General features: G+C 59.1%; 17 protein-coding genes, 1 tRNA gene and 1 pseudogene. 12 read left to right on the top strand and 7 right to left on the bottom strand.

Annotated features, from left to right (window positions below; all coding sequences use genetic code 11):
- Positions 1–2: 2 nt before the first annotated feature.
- Entirely contained in the window at positions 3–776 is a 774-nt protein-coding gene (locus tag RTCK_RS06395; protein WP_142520982.1) for an NAD kinase, read from the bottom strand.
- A gap of 169 nt (positions 777–945) precedes the next feature.
- Between RTCK_RS06395 and RTCK_RS06390 the strand changes: the two genes are divergently transcribed.
- Positions 946–1021: transfer RNA gene (locus tag RTCK_RS06390), tRNA-Thr, on the top strand.
- A 61-nt stretch (positions 1022–1082) separates the two neighbouring features.
- Here RTCK_RS06390 and RTCK_RS20790 read toward each other — a convergent pair.
- Positions 1083–1220: a hypothetical protein gene (locus RTCK_RS20790; RefSeq protein ID WP_185927952.1), complete on the bottom strand. Its 138-nt coding sequence runs from the start codon at positions 1218–1220 to the stop codon at positions 1083–1085.
- Positions 1221–1493: 273 nt separating this feature from the next.
- Here RTCK_RS20790 and RTCK_RS06380 point away from each other — a divergent pair, with 273 nt between their 5' ends.
- Both RTCK_RS06380 and RTCK_RS06375 read left to right on the top strand, forming a co-directional pair.
- Positions 1494–1727 (top strand): hypothetical protein, encoded by a 234-nt coding sequence (locus tag RTCK_RS06380; protein ID WP_142592188.1) that lies wholly within the window; start codon positions 1494–1496, stop codon positions 1725–1727.
- A 31-nt stretch (positions 1728–1758) separates the two neighbouring features.
- Positions 1759–2742, top strand: coding sequence for an SDR family oxidoreductase (locus tag RTCK_RS06375; protein WP_142592187.1), 984 nt, complete (start codon positions 1759–1761; stop codon positions 2740–2742).
- A 115-nt stretch (positions 2743–2857) separates the two neighbouring features.
- On the opposite strand, the gene RTCK_RS06370 is transcribed toward RTCK_RS06375, so the two are convergent.
- Together RTCK_RS06370 and RTCK_RS06365 are read right to left on the bottom strand one after the other, a co-directional pair.
- Positions 2858–3598, bottom strand: coding sequence for a DUF4336 domain-containing protein (locus RTCK_RS06370; RefSeq protein WP_142592186.1), 741 nt, complete (start codon positions 3596–3598; stop codon positions 2858–2860).
- A 395-nt stretch (positions 3599–3993) separates the two neighbouring features.
- Positions 3994–4443 carry a DUF4174 domain-containing protein gene (locus RTCK_RS06365; protein ID WP_142520943.1) on the bottom strand — a complete coding sequence of 150 codons (450 nt, stop codon included), beginning with the start codon at positions 4441–4443 and terminating at the stop codon, positions 3994–3996.
- Between the two features lie 182 nt (positions 4444–4625).
- Here RTCK_RS06365 and RTCK_RS06360 point away from each other — a divergent pair, with 182 nt between their 5' ends.
- Complete coding sequence (locus tag RTCK_RS06360) at positions 4626–6410, top strand: thiamine pyrophosphate-requiring protein (RefSeq protein ID WP_142592419.1); 1785 nt, start codon at positions 4626–4628, stop codon at positions 6408–6410.
- 534 nt (positions 6411–6944) lie between these two features.
- On the opposite strand, the gene RTCK_RS06355 is transcribed toward RTCK_RS06360, so the two are convergent.
- The 3 genes and pseudogenes from RTCK_RS06355 to RTCK_RS06345 form a co-directional block, all read right to left on the bottom strand.
- Positions 6945–7187 (bottom strand): hypothetical protein, encoded by a 243-nt coding sequence (locus RTCK_RS06355; protein WP_142592185.1) that lies wholly within the window; start codon positions 7185–7187, stop codon positions 6945–6947.
- A gap of 413 nt (positions 7188–7600) precedes the next feature.
- A pseudogene (locus tag RTCK_RS06350) lies at positions 7601–8161 on the bottom strand (UvrD-helicase domain-containing protein); the annotation flags it as partial.
- A 468-nt stretch (positions 8162–8629) separates the two neighbouring features.
- The gene (locus RTCK_RS06345) at positions 8630–9337 is read right to left on the bottom strand and encodes a GntR family transcriptional regulator (RefSeq protein ID WP_211181436.1); all 708 of its coding nucleotides are present in this window, start codon (positions 9335–9337) and stop codon (positions 8630–8632) included.
- 78 nt (positions 9338–9415) lie between these two features.
- Between RTCK_RS06345 and RTCK_RS06340 the strand changes: the two genes are divergently transcribed.
- The 8 genes from RTCK_RS06340 to RTCK_RS06305 all read left to right on the top strand — a co-directional run bounded on the left by RTCK_RS06340 (position 9416) and on the right by RTCK_RS06305 (position 17300).
- On the top strand, positions 9416–10387 hold the full coding sequence (locus RTCK_RS06340; protein ID WP_142523268.1) for a C4-dicarboxylate TRAP transporter substrate-binding protein: 972 nt from the start codon (positions 9416–9418) through the stop codon (positions 10385–10387).
- A gap of 64 nt (positions 10388–10451) precedes the next feature.
- Positions 10452–10967 carry a TRAP transporter small permease gene (locus RTCK_RS06335; protein ID WP_142523267.1) on the top strand — a complete coding sequence of 172 codons (516 nt, stop codon included), beginning with the start codon at positions 10452–10454 and terminating at the stop codon, positions 10965–10967.
- A gap of 1 nt (position 10968) precedes the next feature.
- Positions 10969–12249, top strand: coding sequence for a TRAP transporter large permease (locus RTCK_RS06330; RefSeq protein ID WP_142592183.1), 1281 nt, complete (start codon positions 10969–10971; stop codon positions 12247–12249).
- Between the two features lie 25 nt (positions 12250–12274).
- Complete coding sequence (gene uxuA / locus RTCK_RS06325) at positions 12275–13477, top strand: mannonate dehydratase (protein ID WP_142592182.1); 1203 nt, start codon at positions 12275–12277, stop codon at positions 13475–13477.
- A 372-nt stretch (positions 13478–13849) separates the two neighbouring features.
- Positions 13850–14635, top strand: coding sequence for an amino acid ABC transporter substrate-binding protein (locus tag RTCK_RS06320; protein ID WP_142592181.1), 786 nt, complete (start codon positions 13850–13852; stop codon positions 14633–14635).
- Positions 14636–14747: 112 nt separating this feature from the next.
- Positions 14748–15428: an ABC transporter permease subunit gene (locus RTCK_RS06315; RefSeq protein WP_142592180.1), complete on the top strand. Its 681-nt coding sequence runs from the start codon at positions 14748–14750 to the stop codon at positions 15426–15428.
- Complete coding sequence (locus tag RTCK_RS06310; RefSeq protein WP_142592179.1) at positions 15425–16183, top strand: amino acid ABC transporter ATP-binding protein; 759 nt, start codon at positions 15425–15427, stop codon at positions 16181–16183. The genes RTCK_RS06315 and RTCK_RS06310 overlap by 4 nt, the downstream gene beginning before the upstream one ends.
- 451 nt (positions 16184–16634) lie before the next feature.
- Complete coding sequence (locus RTCK_RS06305) at positions 16635–17300, top strand: helix-turn-helix transcriptional regulator (protein ID WP_142523235.1); 666 nt, start codon at positions 16635–16637, stop codon at positions 17298–17300.
- Positions 17301–17716 lie beyond the last annotated feature (416 nt).

Genomic DNA, 17716 nt, shown 5'->3' with positions numbered 1-17716 from the left:
CCTCAGTTGCTGAACTGCTCGGCAAGAATCCGGTCTGACCAGGTATGGTCGGGATCGGAGAGGATTCGTGCCGTCATCTCCTCCGACTGCTCTATCTGCACGCGAAGCACCGACTTGACTTCCATATTGTCGGCCACCGCGTTCACCGGACGCTTGTCCGCCTCCAGGATGTGGATGTCGACCCTTACATGATTTGGCAGCAGGGCGCCGCGCCAGCGGCGGGGCCGGAACGGGCTCACCGGCGTCATCGCCAGCAGCGGCGCTTCGAGCGGAAGTATCGGGCCGTGTGCCGAGAGATTGTAGGCCGTCGAACCGGCAGGCGTGGCAATCATCAGTCCATCGCAGATGAGTTCGCCGAGGCGTTCGCGACCGTCGATTTCGACGCGCAACTTGGCGGCTTGATAGGATTGCCTGAACAGATAGACTTCGTTGATGGCGAGTGCGATCGAACTCGTGCCGTCGGCGTTGGTGGTCTTCATCTGCAGAGGATGAAGCACGTTGTCGACAGCGGCGTCGATCCGCTCCAGGAGGTTCTCCGTCCGGTAGTCGTTCATCAGGAAGCCGACGGAGCCGCAGTTCATCCCGTAGATCGCCTTGCCCGAATTGATGGTCCCATGCAGCGTGTGGAGCATGAATCCGTCCCCGCCCAGGGCGACGATGACGTCGGCCTCCTCGGGAGAGGTGTTGCCGTAGAGCCGTATCAATTCTTCGCGCGCAGCCACGGCCTCCGGGGCTGAGGATGCGCAGAAGGAAAGGCTCTTGCTGGTGGTAGACATGGCGGTTCCCCGAAACTCGGATCTACCTAGCGGGAAAAACCGTTTAGCCACAAGGCCATGGTGAGAGAAAGCAGTACGATCCATCTCTCCCGCATCGCCGCCCGCCGCACGCCCTGAGACTTTTAGCTTTACAGAAAATCAGAATCTGCTAACTCGGCGTCTCGGAAATGCCCTTGTAGCTCAGTTGGTAGAGCACCTGATTTGTAATCAGGGGGTCGCGGGTTCGAACCCTGCCGGGGGCACCATTTCAACTTCGTTGGCTGCGACGGCTGCTAACACCTTGAACGGCAACGCGGTCTCCGCGGTTCAAAACCCCGATTCCGGGTCGTATTGAAGATGCTCCGTGAAACCGGTTTCCGCACAGCTGGTGACGCCGCCAGTGATGTACGTGCCGCTCTCGTTGATCCTCGTCCTGACGCTGTTCATGCCGTTTATGGAGGTCATACCCACCTCTGGCTCTATCGCTTCGGCGATCATTGCATGTGTCGCAGCAGGGCTGTTGACGCGTGATGGGTGCTTGTTGCGATATCCGTCCCGCTACTCGCCATGGTTCCTGCTGTAGCTTGGTACTTCGGGTTTGGTGGCCAGTAGGGCGCGTACGACACTCATGAATGAGCCTCCTGAAACCTTGGTCGCTTAGCGGTGTTCGTCCATCTGGAACTGCCGATCGAAAGAATTCGTCTCACCGACCGCCGAACGTCAGGAAGGCCGAAGCCAGTGACTGAACAGCCGGATTGCGAGAACAAGACCGAAGCGCGCAAGCTTGCCGAGGAATATGTCCGCCTCGGTGGGCGCCGGAAGTCAAAGATCGACGACAACATCACCGACATCCGCAAATGGGAAGCCGATCCTCCGGAGGCGGAAGCGTTCTGGATGGGTAAGATCCAGCCTCTTGATGAGGAGCGGCGCAAGGAGGTCGAGTTCTTCCTGCCAAGCATCAACAACCCATGAACAGCGACTGCTGCAGCATCGGAGCAAGGACATGAAGGTCGATCTGAAGAATGCGGTGGTGGTGATCACGGGAGCCTCCAGTGGAATAGGCGAGGCGACAGCCCTGGCATTTGCGCGGCAGGGGAGCCGTCTGGTCATTGCGGCACGTGATCTGGATGCTCTCAATGCCGTTGCCGAGGATTGCCAGCGTATGGGCGGCGAGGCCATCGCCGTGGAAACGGACGTCACCGATGCCGATGCCGTTAAACGGCTCGCCGAGCGGGCGATGACCTTCGGCAGGATCGACATCTGGGTCAGCAATGTCGGCGTTGGCGCCGTTGGACGGTTCCAGGAGACGCCGATCGAGGCGCACGAACAGGTCATTCGCGCTAATCTGATCGGACATATGAACGACGCTCATGCGGTGCTGCCGATTTTTCTCCAACAGGGCTATGGCATTTTCGTCAACATGATCTCGCTTGGAGGATTTGCCGCAGCGCCGTTCGCCACCGCCTACAGCGCGAGCAAGTTTGGCCTGCGTGGCTTTTCGGAGGCCCTGCGCGCTGAATTGGCGGACCAACGCAATATCCACATCTGCGACATCTACCCCGCCTTCGTCGATACACCGGGCATCAGCCACGGCGCGAACTATGTCGGGCGAAAGATGAGCGCGCCTCCGCCGCTTGTTGATCCGCGAGATGTGGCAAACGCCATTGTGGGCGTTACCCAAGCACCGAGGGCCACGACCACCGTGGGATCGGTCACCAACGCGGCGCGACTTGCCCACCTGCTGGCGCCCAACCTGTCGACCCGGATCCTCGGGCGGTTCATGGCATCTTACTTCAAACGAGCGGATCGTGTTGCACAGAGCAGCGGAAATGCTTTCGCGCCGCCCTCCGAACCTGGCGGTATCGACGGAGGAATGCGATCGCCGAACCGATTGACCAGCCACCCAATCATGTTCGCCATGCTTGCGATCGCGGCCATGGCGGGTGGTGCAGCGGCGGCAGAAGCATTCCGACGACGTCATAGATGAACGCAAGTAGAGCGATGACGTCAGCCGACGGAGGCTAAAGCTTTACCATTTACGGAGGCCTTGAGGTGAACTGGGGCAGGGCATCTAGCAGCGCCTGCCCCAGTCGGACGCGCCATCAAAGCAGCCAGCTCAGAGACCTCTTCAGTTGCTCGCTCGCATTCTGGTCGAATGGTCGGCCATGCGCAAATATGACGGTTGCAGGGTTGAATGCCACCAACCGGCGCCCTGCTTCTTTCGCCGCACGTCCCTTGAGCCTCACGATCGCGCGCAAGTAGATTGGCGCCTTTCCGGCCGGGGCCACAACACCGGCGACCCTTGCCATTCCGCGGAACAGGCCGGGGAGCTTGCGTGGTTCCAGGTTTTGCACCAGGTCGGTCAGGATCAGCGTCCCGCTTGGACGATGATAGAAACAGATCTCGCAGAAGCCGCCGATGCCCGGCACCGCCACCTGATCGATCTCGTCCGCCCACGCCGCAGGTGATCGGGATGAAAGGTCATGATCGAGCCGCACGACCGATTTTTTCACCTGAGCCCGTTGCCCCAGCCCTGGCGCAGCCCAGGTAGTCGCTTGCGGCACATGCCTTTGCCACTCTTCAAGGTAGGTCCAGTGGGCGATATTGGGGGCAACGAAATGACGGATGGGACCCAGCCTCTCGATCTCCTTGTGCAGGTCGACGCTGTACCTCGTGGGCGAGTGGATCAGCAGCGACTTGTCGGCAAGACGCAGGATGGTCATTCGGACGGGTAGGGGTATGACGCCCATGGCCTTCAACGGCCCGCTGTCGACGATCCATACGTCTTCGGCGAGAGCCTTCGGTGTATCAAGAGGCGGATAGGTAACAAGGTCCTTGGACATTTCTCTTCTCTTGGATGGTCTCCTGAACTTGCCGGCCGGGCGACGTTCCAACAGGTCATCTGAGGCCGATCAGGCGGTTGCATATCGGCACCGGCAGACAATATCTCGGACTCGCGGTGCTGTGCATCACTGTCGCGAGATCATCAGCCTCCTGGTGTCGATGGATTGGCAGGCGTCATCGCCGGACCGGCTGGGGCGGGATCATCGGAATTGGGAGGAGTTGTCGTCGAAGACGTGGTCGGGTTATCGGGAGAACGGTCGGCCTGCGCCCATAGAAGCACCGCCACAAAGGCAACCAGTAGCCCCGCAATCCAGGCGCCCACGGATGATCGCCTGCGAAGTGTGCGAGGTCTATCAGCGGCAGAGGCCTGCTCTTCACTTCTCTGATTAGCCATTCAGGTTTCTTCCTCGCGCGTGGCGTCGATCGCCGAACGCTCAAATCCCTTCTTCTCCCCCGACGTCGCGGAGAGGGCCTTTTTCAGATCCGCCACCGTGAGAGGTACGTCGGACCTAAGGATGACGGTCCCATCTCGTTCCACCAGGAACAGTTCAAACTTACCGCCGTCAGCCTGCAGTTCGCGCCGTAGATCGGCGACTGGCAGTGCTTGAGGTTGACCATTGACCATCGATGGCTCGCCGTCGGCGGCGATACATAGAACAACAGTATCCATTTCCCGCAGAGCATCTTGATCGACTTTCAGCAGGTCAGTCTGCCATTTGCGAACAGGAGCAAGATTGTCCTCGAATATGACTAGCGCACGCTTATCCGGAGCGACACGAGCCACGGATCCCGCTTGCGGGGCTGGTACTGCGCCGAAAATCTCTGCCAGCAGGGACTGTAACATCGTGCTTCCTCCTTTGGCTCTAACACCACTCCCTAGCCGCAGTTCCCCAATCGGAACAACAGGGGGCGTCCATGACCAATTCTGCTCTTGATGGCACCTCTGCGCACCGTCGGAACCTAGGGAACATACAAACTGGCGGTTGGTTTGCGCTCCGAGCTCCCAATCACGCAGAAGGTGTTCCAATGTCTCAGACTGTCAGCGACTTTATCGTGTCTCGTCTCCACCAATGGGGCGTTCGCCGGATGTTTGGCTATCCGGGTGACGGCATCAACGGGGTGTTCGGCGCGCTCAACCGTGCCGACGGCGCGATCGAGTTCATCCAGGCGAGACATGAGGAGATGGCGGCCTTCATGGCCGCTGCCTATGCGAAGTTTTCCGGTGAGCTTGGCGTCTGCATCGCGACATCGGGTCCAGGTGCTGCTCACCTCGTCACCGGCCTCTATGATGCGAGGCTCGACCATCAGCCGGTCCTTGCTATCGTCGGCCAGCAGGCGCGTGCAGCACTCGGTGGGCATTATCAACAGGAGCTCGATCTTGCCTCGCTGTTCAAGGACGTTGCTGGCGATTTTGTCCATCAGGCATCCACCCCGGCCCAGGTGCGGCATCTGGTCGACCGGGCGGTTCGAATTGCGCTGGGAAACAGAACGGTAACGGCGCTCATCCTGCCAAACGATCTTCAGGATATGCCGTATGAAGAACCAACTCGTGAGCACGGGACCCTGCATTCAGGAGTAGGCTACCGCGCTCCGAAATCGGTGCCCCATGATGCTGACCTCGACGCTGCGGCCGAAATCCTGAACCAGGGCAAGAAGGTTGCACTTCTTGTTGGCGCAGGGGCGCTTGGAGCTACGGACGAAGTGGTGGCGGTCGCCGATCGTCTGCAGGCGGGGGTCGCCAAGGCGCTTCTCGGAAAGGCCGTTCTTCCAGACGACCTGCCCTGGGTGACGGGATCGATCGGGCTGCTCGGCACCCAGCCGTCGTCGGAACTGATGAAGGAATGCGATACCTTGCTAATGGTCGGGTCTGGCTTTCCCTATGCCGAGTTCCTTCCGAAAGAAGGGCAGGCGAAGGCGGTGCAGATCGATATCAAGCCGGAGATGCTGTCGCTGCGCTACCCGATGGACGTCAACCTTGTAGGAGATGCAGCGGAGACCCTGAAGTTGCTTCTGCCCCGGCTGCAGCAGAAGGAGTCGGACTGGCGTACTCAGATTGAGCGTAACGTGCGTGACTGGTGGGAGGTGTTGGAAAAGCGCGCGCAGGCGGAGGCCAACCCCGTCAACCCACAGCTTGTGGCATGGGAGTTGTCGTCGCGTCTTCTCGACAAGGTAATTATCACCAGCGACTCCGGCTCCTGCGCCAACTGGTTCGCGCGCGATGTGAAGATGCGCCGAGGCATGATGGCATCGTTGTCCGGTGGTCTTGCATCCATGGGTGCTGCGGTCCCTTATGCCATCGCAGCCAAGTTCGCGCACCCGGAACGTCCGGTCATCGGCCTTGTCGGAGACGGCGCCATGCAGATGAACAACATGGTTGAACTGATCACAGTCGCCAAATACTGGAAAAGCTGGAGCGACCCCTGCTTTGTCATCTGTGTCTTCAACAACGAAGATCTCAACCAGGTGACCTGGGAGCAGCGCGTCATGCAGGGCGATCCAAAGTTCGATGCCTCGCAACGCATTCCGGCTGTCCCCTATCACAGGTTTGCAGAATTGATCGGCCTTGGCGGGATCTTTATCGACGATCCCAAGCTGGTCGGGGAAGCCTGGCAAGCTGCCATTTCGGCTGGTCATCCTGTGGTGCTGGAAGTGAAGACGGATCCGGAGGTTCCTCCGTTGCCGCCCCACATTGACTTCAAGCAGATGAAGTCGATGACACAGGCACTGTGGAAGGGTGATCCACACGGGAGCAGGGTGGTAAAGGGAACGGCGCGTCAGGTACTCAACACTATTCTGCCGGGCAAGGACTAGGTCTTAACGACCTGCCTAGCTACCGACAACGGGCCGCGGCACGATTCCGATACGGCAACCAACGCGCTTCGAGCACGAAATGGCCTCTAGATGCTTGTTGCACCGGCCGGTGCTGCGGGCGTCCCACCAGCGGAGACAATGGACGTGCCGTCCACACCCGCCAATCATACCTTTTGGCGGGATGTTAGTGCCTAAGATGCACCTCAGCAGATGATGAGCGTGTCCTCGCCGGCAATCAATCGATACCTTCCGGCGCGTGCCGCTTTCCGTCAGGGAACGGAGCATTTGGAGAGAGGATGACACCTGCCGGTTGTGGCCGCTCTTGGTCACCCAAGAAGATCATGCTGAAGACGATGGCAAGCAGTGCTCCCGCTACGGCCAACAGCAGCAATCGTGAAAACCAGACATTCACCGATCAGACCTCAGGTAACGAATGGGTAGAACCGTCGACCGTAGATGATGTTCCTTTGAGTGGGTCTGGCCCTCCAGGGCATGACCGGTCGCGCAGGTGTGGAGGGCTGTCTGCCCCAGACGTCACCTGCTTGGAATGGCCGGCGCTCCGAGCTGCACAGCGCTCCTCCGTTCCTCAATGAAGCGATCACAGGCGGCAACCAGCGCCTCCCTTTCCTGCACGCCCTGCCGGAATGCGGTTACCATCATCAGCAGGACGTCCTGGCCGAGTGGAGAGGCCGGATCCACGCTCTGTTCGGCGCACCAGTCTTCGCAGGCACCTCGAACGGCTTCGGCTTCCTGGGGAGAGACATCATCGTGTTCCACGCGCTTGTTCCTTCGAGTGATCCGCTTGCAGAGCAATAAATGGAGGGTGAACTGTTCGGTTCCAGCTTTTATGAGCGAAAGGAATGACATGCAGCAACGAGAGAAGCAGGATCGCAAGTCTCCCTTACAATTCGAACATTGCGGAAACGAGCGCAGAAGAATCGGTATCGATTGCGACCTGAAGCTCAACGTTCAGAGTTCCGGCAACGTTCATTCTTGAAACCCGGCGGCCAGAGCAGGCAAAGACCGATGCCACCTAAGGGAGGGTGCGGTACCGGTCAGATTGAAGGGACCCACCCAACGCAAGCCTGCCGCGCAGTTCCAGCTTGCCCGTCTGTTCGACGGAACCCTGGGACGCACACATCCAGTTGACATCGCTGACCTTGCGGACCCGGTCACCTGTTGCCGTTGCCCCAGTTCACGGCCCAGGGATAGGACGACTTCAGAACGTCAACAATTAAACTCTCCGAATTGACGACGCGCGAATAGATGGCGAGGCAGGTGCCCTTTGTCGGGAAGCGGCTCTCCATCTTCGAAAAGCCGAGCTCGTGTCGGACGAGGTTCATCAGGTCGGCAGAATCCTCACGGTCATGGATGCTGAAATCGACGGCCAGGCCGATCTGCTCTGCGTAGATGCGCAGGAGCTTTGCTCCTATGCCGTGGAACGTCCCGGCCCAGGCAAGCGCGCCGGTCATGATCGCCGCGTTCTCCCCCAAGACCTGCCGACAGATCCGCTCGACACGACGCGTCATCTCACCGGCAGCTCTGCGCGAGAAGGTCATCAGCAGGATACGGCGGGGATCAGCGCCATTGACGATGAGATGCGCAACACGATGGGCAAGCGTGTTCGTCTTACCCGAGCCTGCTCCGGCAATGATTAAGAGAGGGCCGCCGACAGCGCCATCAGCAAGACCGATGCCATGCTCAACGGCCTCCCGTTGCCGGTCATTCAGTTTCTCAAGATAAGCCGTCATTCAGCCCCTTCCAATCGTGCAGGCCTGCAGACAGGCCGAACAAAGAAGGAACATACCTCCTCCGGCGGCGGTGGCAAAGATGAAATCCGCTCGAACCTAAAACTGGCGAAATCCGGTCACGTAGGTCCAAGGCTGCGGACGCATCTCGCCAATGAAGGTCGCTCCATCGTCCACCAAACCTGCCGCTGTAGGAGCAAACGCTCGTCTCTTCGCCGGCTGATTGGCCACAATCACCAACAATGGTCCGATCGAGGCAATCGCTCTTCTCGTCCCGCCAGACCGAAACCGCGTGCACTCGCCCTGTGAACGATCATCCTGACGACCATAATAACGGACCGCTGGAGCAGGCGCTTTGGGGTAAAGTGCCTGCTGAGGGACATAGGATCGCGCTGAGGCGAAGGCCGGCCAGTTCCGCAGCACTGATCGTACAGCGGTTCCCTCAACGCCGTTTCCTGGCCTCAGCTCCGATCATTCGGTGAAGTAATCGTATTTCTCTTCCGCAAGCATAGGCAGCGACTTGAGGATCTCCCGCAAGTGCTCGTGCATGGCCGTCTCGGCCTTATCCGGCGCTTTCGCCTCGACCGCATCCAGGATCTTGGAATGCTGCTCGATAATGATCTCGATCGGCGTCGCGTTCGGCAGGGACAGATACCGGACACGATCCATCTGTGCCTTCAGGCTGTCCAAAACCCGCCATGCGTCATCACAGCCGACACTTGCCGCGATCACCTGGTGGAACAGCTCGTCCAGGCGCAGGAAGCCGGAATGATCGCCTTTAAGCGCCGTCTTGCGCTGCTGCTCGACGATCTCACGCAGTTCGCCGATACGTTCAGTTGAAGCCTGGCCAGCCGCCTTGCGCACTATCGCGACTTCGATCGCTTCGCGCAGGAACTGGGCATTCTCAACCTCCCGCTTTGAAATCAGTCTGACAAAGGTGCCCCTTTGCGGGCGGATCTCCACCAGCCCGGCCTCGCTGAGCTTGATGAAGGCCTCGCGGACAGGCTGGCGGGAGACGCCGAGATGCCCGGCAAGCTCCGCTTCCGAGAGGGCATGTCCCGGCCGTAGCTGAAGCTGCACAATTGCATTGCGCAGCAGCTCGTATACCCGAGCGCCGACACTGCTCGGGCGAGCAAGCGGCGTCTGGTTCGGCAAAGTGGCGAAGTCGAATCCGGTCATCATATTGACTCTCTGTATACTACCATACTAGTCTGCGAAAGAGGCTGGAGGGCCTGGCCGTTTTCAAGGGAGGACATCATGAGACTGATCACCGTCACCACTTTGCTTGCCGGCGCCATCGCGCTGGCTTCCCCAGCACTATCTGCTGATTATACGCTCAGCATCAATACCGCACTGACGACCGATGACCCGCTCTACAAGGGGCTGGAGAGCTTCCGTGATTCCATCGCGCAACGGACAGGCGGCGCAATTGAGGTAAAGCTCTTTCCAAACTCGCAGCTCGGACCGGACGAGGACGTCTTAGAGCAGGCTCGTGCCGGCGCTCCTGTCGCCGTGGTTGTCGACGGCGGGCGCCTTGCCGTATTCCAGAAGGAGTTTGGCGTCCTGGGTGCGCCCTATCTGGCGTCCGGCTATGACGGCATGCGCAAGATCGTAACCTCGCCGATCTTCGAGGAATGGGTCACGAAGCTGAAAACCGCGTCGGGCCATCAGGTCCTGTCCTTCAACTGGTGGCAGGGTGAGCGCCAGCTGTGGACCAACAAGCCGGTGACCACGCCAGCCGATCTTTCCGGCAGCCGCATGCGAACACCGGGTGCACCGGTCTGGATAGAGACGATCAAGGCCATGGGTGCTACTCCAACGCCGATGCCGTTTGCCGAAGTCTATTCCGCCTTGCAGCAGAGTGTCATTGATTCCGTGGAAGCCCAGCTGCCGGCGGGCCAGGGGGCAAAGCTCTTCGAAGTGACGAAGGAGCTGACCAAGACCGGGCATATCAACCTCATCACCGGTCTCGTCACCAGCTCGATCTGGTTCGACAGCCTGCCCGCAGAACTCCAGACTGCCTTGCGTGAAGAAGCTCTGAAGGCAGGTGACGTCGCCTCCTACGGCACGCAGGATGCGCTCGCAAAGATCGAGGAAGACCTCAAGGCCTCGGGAATGAACATCGCGGAAATCGACGTTACGCCGTTCCGCGAGGCAACCGCAGGCGTCTACGAGACGCTGGGCTATGCCGACCTTCGCGAGCAGCTCCAGAAGATCGCCGCTCAATAATCAAGGTATTAACAAGGGGTGCCTGTGCGCCCCTTTCTCCTTTGTCCAGATAGGTCATTACCCCATGCTCAAACGCCTGGCGCAGCTTGAGTTCGCAATCGCGGCGCTCATCCTCGGTGTTATCGTCGTGCTCGTCTTCCTTGCAGCCGTGATGCGGTTCTTCGGATATCCGCTGATCTGGTCGGTGGATATGGCGCAACTCCTGTTTATCTGGCTCTGCTTCTTCGGGGCGGCGCGCGCCATGCGGGAAAAGGGACATCTGGGCATCGACCTTCTCATCCGCCGCCTGAAGCCGCGCCACCGGCTGTGGCTCGAATATGGGCTGTCAGTAGTGATCCTGGTGTTTCTCGGTTTTCTTGCCGTGGAAGGCTACCGGCTGACGGTCATGAACAGCCAGCGGCAATTTGGCGACAGCGGCCTTTCCTATGCCTGGGTCACCTCGGCTGTTCCAGCCGGCTGCCTGATGATTGCGGTGGCCCTCCTCAACAACATGGTCAGGACATGGCGCCGCCGGGACGATGGCGAGACGCTCGTCTATTCGCGCACCGATACCGACTTCAACACCCCGACGGAACTTTGACATGGGCCTGATCACGCTTCTTTTCTTCGCCTTCATGATCGTCGGCATGCCGGTGGCCTTCGCCATCGGAATTTCAGGCTTCGTCTTCTTCCTCAATGATCCGGTGATGCCGATCTCGATTGCCGTCCAGAAGATCGCCACAATGAGCCAGAGCTTTCCACTCTTGGCCGTTCCCTTCTTCGTCTTTGCCGGGCACCTGATGAACGAGAGCGGCATCACCGACCGGCTCTTCAGGTTTTCCTATGTCGCCGTCGGCTGGATGGCTGGCGGCCTAGCGCAGGTCGCCATCGTGCTTTCCACCGTCATGGGCGGCGTGTCCGGATCGGCCGTTGCCGATGCGGCCATGGAGGCGCGGATCCTCGGGCCGACGATGATCGCCAAGGGCTACGGCAAGGGCTTCTCCGCCGCGGCGATCGCCGTCGGATCGCTCATCACGGCCACCATCCCGCCCAGCATCGGCCTCATCCTTTACGGCTATGTCGGCAATGTCTCGATCGGACGTCTTTTCGTCGCTGGCATCATTCCCGGACTGCTGATGATGATTGGGCTGATGACCACCACCTACCTCGTCGCCAAGCGGCGCGGCTATGTGGTCGCCAATACCGAGCGCCCCACCTTCAAAGCTCTGGCATCCGCTGTCTGGGGCGCCAAATGGGCGCTGTTCTTCCCTATCGCCCTGGTGCTGACGATCCGCGGTGGCGTTTTCACCCCATCGGAAGTCGGCGCCTTTGCAGTGGTCTACGCCTTCCTGGTGGGCTTCCTCGCGCACAGGGAGCTCAACGTCGAAAAGGTGAAGCGGGCCTTCGCCCACGCCATCTCCGATATCGGCCTGATCATGATCATCATCCTGATGTCAGGCATGGTCGGCTTTGCGATCATTTACCTGCAGGTGCCGCAGGGTATTTCTTCGTGGATGCTGGCCGGCATCGAAAGCCCGGCCGGAATCGTCCTCCTCATTCTCGTATTCCTGCTGATTGCCGGCTGCTTCATCGAGAGCACGGTCCTGGTCCTGCTTCTGACGCCGATCTTCGTGCCGATCGTCACCCAGGTTGGCATAGACCCGGTTCATTTCGGTATTTTGATGATGAGCATCGTCACCCTGGGCGGGATGACGCCGCCCGTGGGCGTCGCCATGTACGCGGTTTGCTCGCTGATGAACGTGAAGATCGAGGAATACATGATCGAGTCGCTGCCATTCGTGGCGACAATCATCGCACTTATTGTCGCCCTGCTGTTCATGCCGGGCCTGGTTCTCTGGCTGCCAAACCTCGCTTTCGGCTGATGCGCAGCTCTTAAGGATTTAAACGATGAGACAGACATGGAGATGGTTCGGGCCGGTCGACAAGGTAACGGTCAGGGATGCTCGACAGGCTGGGGCAGAAGCCATCGTTTCGGCCCTGCACCATATTCCCTACGGACAGGTTTGGATGCCTGAGGAGATTGCCCGCCGGCAACAAGAGGTTTCGTACGACAAAGCTGGCGAGCCGACGGGTCTTCACTGGGAAGTGGTAGAAAGTCTGCCGATTTCTGAGGAGATCAAGACGCAGACGGGAGACTGGCGCAAGCACATCGCGAACTATATCCTCTCGATGGAGAACCTGGCGCGCGCCGGGATTGAGGTGATCTGCTACAACTTCATGCCGGTCCTGGACTGGACGCGGACGGATCTTGCCTGGCGGGTAGGGCATGGCGGCACAACCATGCGCTTCGAATTGGTGGATTTCATCGCCTATGACCTGTTTATCCTTCGGCGTGACGAAGCGGAGGGCGATTATCCGGTAGACCTGCGGGAGCAAGCGGAAAGCCGCTTCTCGACCATGACGCCGGACCGGCGCCTCCAGCTTTCCAGGAATGTCAATGCGGGACTACCCGGTGCCGCCGCCCAGCCTTCGCTCGATGACCTGAAGGCTCAGCTGGCCCGCTACCGCGCCATTGATGAGGACCGGTTGCGCGTCCACCTCATCGATTTCCTGTCAGAGATAGTTCCCCATGCGGAGCGGCTTGGCGTAAGGCTCTGCTGCCACCCGGACGATCCGCCCTTTCCGCTGCTTGGGCTTCCCCGCATTATGTCGACCGAAGCTCATTTCAACGCCATATTAGAAGCAGTAAGAAGTCCGGCAAGCGGTATCACCTTCTGCACCGGCTCCCTAGGCGCACGAAGCGACAATGATCTGCCCGGGATGGTGGATCGTCTTGGTGACCGCATACACTTTGCGCACCTGCGCAACGTCAAGCGCGAAACTGACGGCATTCCCTGCTCATTCTACGAGGATGAGCATCTGGCCGGCGACACGGATATGGTCGGTGTCGTCGCGGCCCTTCTGCGCGAAGAGCAGCGGCGACGCGGGGAGAAACGCAGTGATAGCGTAATCCCCTTCCGCCCCGATCACGGTCAGGACATCCTCAACGACCTGGAGCGTGGGGCGCAACCCGGCTACCCGGCGATTGGGAGGCTGAAGGGGCTCGCGGAGCTCCGAGGTGTGGCCGCCGCTCTTGTGTCTCGGGTTTAGGGGCGCCGTTTACCTGATCCGCAACATACTGCCGAGCGATCTCTTGCACCTTACGGCGGCGAGCATGATGGCCAGCAACAGACGCGCAACTCGTTCAAGGAACACAGCACGACATAGGCCGTGGCTGAGCGCGGAGCTGTGCCGGGAAGTGCAGTCGTCGAGTTTCCTCACCAAAACACCGGCAGGGGCGTTTGACTGAGAATAAGGTCTGTTGATTGCTGTCCTCGAACATGTAGGCTTTCACAGCGAGGCGGACCGCGCCTGAGAAAGCAAATTATTCTCCCTTCCCGTTTTCAGCCGCAGTTTCTTTTCCTCCCAGCGCTTCTATTTTCTGCGATCAAGGGCCACCAGTTCATTGGAAGGACAAAACATATGAACCTCTTCAAGACACCCCTGAAACTCGGTGCTGCGGCCGTTATCGTCCAGGCGGCGGTTCTTTTTCCAGCTCTGGCAGGGGAAAATCTGGACAAGATCAAGGCGGCTGGAACGATCCGGATCGGTACGGAGGGCACCTATGCGCCTTTCACCTTCCATGATCCGTCGGGAGCGCTCGTAGGCTTTGACGTGGAGATCGGTGAAGCGATTGCCGACAAGCTTGGGGTGAAGGCCGAATTTGTCGAGGGCAAATGGGATGGTCTAATCGCTGGGCTGGATGCTGATCGTTATGACGCCGTCATCAACCAGGTGGGCATCACCGAAGCGCGCCGGCAGAAATATGCCTTTTCCGAACCCTATATTGCCTCCAAGGCTGTGCTGATCGTGCGAGACGACAATGAGGACATAAAGGGCTTTGACGATCTGAAGGGTAAGAAAGCGGCTCAGTCACTCACCAGCAACTACGGCAAGATGGCAGAAGAGGCGGGCGCCGAACTCATCGGCACCGAAGGCTTCGACCAGTCGATCCAGCTCGTATTGACTGGCCGAGCCGACGCGACCCTGAACGACAGCCTCTCATTCCTCGACTTCAAGAAGCAGAAGCCGGACGCGCCCGTCAAGATCGTCGCCGAACAGGCAGAAGCGAGCTATTCCGGGATTCTGCTGCGCCAGGGCGATGACGAGCTTGTTGCCGAGGTGAACAAAGCACTAGACGCGATAAAAGCCGACGGCAGCTACCAGAAGATTTCGGAGAAATACTTCGGGCAGGATGTGTCGAGGTAGGCACTCACCTCCGCCAGCGCAGTCTGGCCGCTGCGACAATGTCCGGCACTTAGTGCCGGGCGTTTCGCTTTCTTAAAGCACCTAACCCTACTGGAATGCAGAGGACCCACCCGTGCCTCATTGGCTTCAACTGATGATGGACTCGCTGCCGACACTCCTGTGGGCCGGCATTCGGTTCACAGTACCGCTGACGCTCCTATCCTTCGCCTTGGGCCTCGCGCTCGGGCTTCTCACTGCCGTCACGCGACTCTTCGCCGCGAAGCCACTGATGATGATCGCCCGCTTTTACGTGTGGGTTATTCGTGGCACTCCTCTTCTGGTCCAGCTCTTCGTGATCTTTTACGGCCTGCCTAGCGTCGGCATCCTGCTCGACGCCTTTCCTGCAGCGCTGATCGGCTTCACGCTGAATATTGGCGCCTATTCATCGGAGATCATCCGAGCCGTCATCGCGTCCATACCGAAGGGGCAATGGGAGGCAGCCTACTCAATCGGCATGACCTGGCGGCAGGCAATGGGGCGCACCATCCTGCCTCAGGCAGCGCGCGTCGCCGTCCCCCCGCTATCCAATACCTTCATCTCTCTGGTGAAGGACACCTCGCTTGCAGCGGCAATCACTGTTCCGGAACTCTTCCAGTCCGCCCAGCGGATCGTTGCGACAACCTATGAGCCGTTGATCCTCTACATAGAGGCAGCCCTGATCTATCTCGCGTTAAGTTCGGTTCTGTCTAATCTGCAGGGCAGACTGGAGCGGCGCTTCTCCCGCTACGGCGGAACGTTGGAGGCGCTGCAATGATCGAGCTTACCAGCATCTCAAAGAGCTTCGGCGGAACGCAGGTACTCGACAATGTCAGCCTCAAGGTTGCCGAGGGTCGGGTCACGGCTCTGATCGGCCCTTCGGGCGGCGGCAAGAGCACGCTGCTTCGCTGTATCAACCTGCTTGAGATCCCGGATGCCGGGACCTTGCGCCTAGGTGAGGCTGCGGTTGAGTTCCATCCTGGCCACAGGGTGGGGTGGGATGCGCTCCAGAAGATCCGCCGACAGACGGGCATGGTCTTCCAGAACTTCCAGCTCTTTCCGCATCGCACGGTACTGGAGAATGTAATGGAAGGTCTGTCGACGGTGCTCAGATGGCCCCGTGGAAAGGCAGAACATCATGCGCGGGCTCTGCTTGTTAAGGTGAATATGGAACACAAGGCGAATGCCTGGCCGGCAACGCTGTCAGGGGGCCAACAACAGCGCGTGGCGATTGCGCGTGCACTGGCGATGTCGCCGCGCGTGTTGCTTTGCGACGAGCCAACTTCGGCCCTCGATCCCGAACTCGCCACAGAAGTGGTCGAAGTCCTTGGCAAGCTCGCGGGTGAGGGGACAACCATGGTGATTGCCACACATGACCTGAGGCTCGCGTCACGAGTCGCAAACGACGTCGTCTTTCTGGAAGCCGGCAAAGTCGTTGAGCAGGGCTCCTCCGATCTTATCTTCGGCGCAGCAGTGGAAGCTCGTACTCGCCGCTTCGTGTCATCCATCAATGTCGCGCAGCAGGGGGCTTGAAGAAATCCCTGCTACTTTCGAAGTTGTGCTGGTTCGTGCGTCCACCGCGACTACGCCCAAGCCCTTCCTGGTGATTTTGCCTCACCTCTCGAAGCCAACCGTCCATCTACTTTAGGTTAGGGGGTTGCTGCTTTAACAATGGCCGCAAGAAGGCTAGTGAAAGACCATGCCATGCCGAAGATAGCGGCGGGTGATCCGATCCAGGCGCGGCTCGACAAGCCCGGGCGGCCAGTTTGGCGGCTGGTGTGCTGGCATCCGTCCTTTGTCCAGCGAATTGCAGCACCAGCTTAACCTTCGGAGGCAGCTTTGCTGATGCCGCGGAAGGCGCAGATCTGGATGTTACGGATCTGGAAAATCATAGCCGCCGGTTAACGTTAAATTAAACATAAGCTGGATTCGTGGCGCCTAATATATATTCTGCTTGAATACACGTTGGGGTGGTGGGGCAGTCATGCAGGGCGCGAAGGTATCGATTGTCAGTGACAGCGCAATACTAACGGCCGCGCTGGAACAGTCGATCAGCTCTACATTCGGCAGTGTACGGCACGTATCGTCTGTAGTAGAACTCCTGCGCGCACCCGATTGGCAACTAACTGTTTCAGTTCTGGATGCGGCAGATCCAAAAGTCGTGACGCATCATCTCATGTCTGTTTCAAATAAGGATGATCTTGCGCGCATCGTTGTGTTAATGCGGGGCAACCAGACGGTTCTCGACTTCCGAGACCTGCTTCCCTTTGTTGGCGCCCTGATGCCGAACGGAACTTCCCTTGAGGAAATCAATCTTGCCGCCCGTATCGTACAACCGGGGTTGAAGCTGCTCCCGTCCGACGCCTTCTCGCTGCTGTATAGCGCGCCTCGACACGCGAAGGAGGACGGGCCACAACCGGTAAAGCTCCTGACGGAGCGGGAACTGGGGGTCCTGCAGCTACTGGCCGAGGGATGCAGCAATAAGACGATCGCACGTCGGTTGAATGTCAGCGATAGCACCATTCGGGTGCATGTGCGCGCGATCCTGAAAAAGCTGAAGATGCAAAATCGCACTCAAGCGGCACTCTACGCTATCGGCAATCAAGCCGAGGGAACTGCCGGATCTCGCAGTCCCCGGGATCAGGACTAACGTCCTTTTTGGCGCGTAACGCCGCGCCCCCTCATGACATGTTGATAAATGAGTTGCAGCGCAAACGAAACAACCCGTCGTTTAGCGCCATATCGGTGCGCTCCGCGCCTAGGCTGCCGAGTGCAACATCCAATGGCTCATAGGCTATTGGACTGTAGATGAGATGTAAGCTGCTTGTTCCAAGGAACAAGCACTCATTCGGACTATCAACAGAAACAGGTCGCGAAAGTAGAAGCGTTCGCCGGCTGAGCTAGCTCATCGTGCTTAGTCTTTCCTCCGTGACCCTACCACAATTCGGCTAGAACATGGCAAAACGGAGCCCGAAACGTGTCTAATCTAGGGCGCTCGTCTAAACGCCTAGGCCTTATTCGTCCTGTTAACGCCTTTTTAAGCAGTTGTGCATTCAGCCCCCACCG

Origin of the sequence: Pseudorhizobium endolithicum, from assembly GCF_902153245.2 — a bacterium.
Classification (GTDB): domain Bacteria; phylum Pseudomonadota; class Alphaproteobacteria; order Rhizobiales; family Rhizobiaceae; genus Neorhizobium; species Neorhizobium endolithicum.
The sequence above is the reverse complement of the archived record's forward strand: the minus strand, read 5'-3'. Positions and strand labels throughout refer to the sequence as shown.

Bases quoted from the DNA above. Each gene is read 5' to 3' on its own strand.
- RTCK_RS06395 (WP_142520982.1), bottom strand. From the start codon at position 776: ATGTCTACCACCAGCAAGAGCCTTTCCTTCTGCGCATCCTCAGCCCCG.
- RTCK_RS20790 (WP_185927952.1), bottom strand. From the start codon at position 1,220: ATGACCTCCATAAACGGCATGAACAGCGTCAGGACGAGGATCAACGAG.
- RTCK_RS06375 (WP_142592187.1), top strand. From the start codon at position 1,759: ATGAAGGTCGATCTGAAGAATGCGGTGGTGGTGATCACGGGAGCCTCC.
- RTCK_RS06370 (WP_142592186.1), bottom strand. From the start codon at position 3,598: ATGTCCAAGGACCTTGTTACCTATCCGCCTCTTGATACACCGAAGGCT.
- RTCK_RS06365 (WP_142520943.1), bottom strand. From the start codon at position 4,443: ATGTTACAGTCCCTGCTGGCAGAGATTTTCGGCGCAGTACCAGCCCCG.
- RTCK_RS06360 (WP_142592419.1), top strand. From the start codon at position 4,626: ATGTCTCAGACTGTCAGCGACTTTATCGTGTCTCGTCTCCACCAATGG.
- RTCK_RS06345 (WP_211181436.1), bottom strand. From the start codon at position 9,337: ATGACCGGATTCGACTTCGCCACTTTGCCGAACCAGACGCCGCTTGCT.
- RTCK_RS06340 (WP_142523268.1), top strand. From the start codon at position 9,416: ATGAGACTGATCACCGTCACCACTTTGCTTGCCGGCGCCATCGCGCTG.
- RTCK_RS06335 (WP_142523267.1), top strand. From the start codon at position 10,452: ATGCTCAAACGCCTGGCGCAGCTTGAGTTCGCAATCGCGGCGCTCATC.
- RTCK_RS06330 (WP_142592183.1), top strand. From the start codon at position 10,969: ATGGGCCTGATCACGCTTCTTTTCTTCGCCTTCATGATCGTCGGCATG.
- uxuA (WP_142592182.1), top strand. From the start codon at position 12,275: ATGAGACAGACATGGAGATGGTTCGGGCCGGTCGACAAGGTAACGGTC.
- RTCK_RS06320 (WP_142592181.1), top strand. From the start codon at position 13,850: ATGAACCTCTTCAAGACACCCCTGAAACTCGGTGCTGCGGCCGTTATC.
- RTCK_RS06310 (WP_142592179.1), top strand. From the start codon at position 15,425: ATGATCGAGCTTACCAGCATCTCAAAGAGCTTCGGCGGAACGCAGGTA.
- RTCK_RS06305 (WP_142523235.1), top strand. From the start codon at position 16,635: ATGCAGGGCGCGAAGGTATCGATTGTCAGTGACAGCGCAATACTAACG.